The 242-nt window shown below is 54.5% G+C and carries 1 protein-coding gene; it reads right to left on the reverse strand.

The annotated features are described in order from the left end of the window. The coding region (locus QP381_RS09410) for a glutamate ligase domain-containing protein (RefSeq protein WP_285068781.1) at positions 1-242 on the reverse strand (242 nt) is incomplete at both ends.

Here is a 242-nt window from a genome sequence, read left to right on the forward strand (position 1 = left end):
CGGTGACGTTGTTCATGTCCGGACGGACCCTCTTAACCCCGCGAATCAGGTAGTCACGGATAGACTGGGGATCCTCCGTACGCGGGTTCTCGTCAGTAACCCACAAAATGTCAGCCCTACGGGCAGCTACTTCAGCTAGATCCTCGCGCTTAGAGGGATCCCTATCTCCGTCTGTACCAAAGACGATGACAACTTTGCCCGAGGTCATTTCACGAACCGATTTTAGAGTCCAGTCCAGCCCT

This window comes from Pauljensenia sp. UMB6358, from assembly GCF_030216865.1.
GTDB classification, from domain to species: Bacteria; Actinomycetota; Actinomycetes; order Actinomycetales; family Actinomycetaceae; genus Pauljensenia; species Pauljensenia turicensis_A.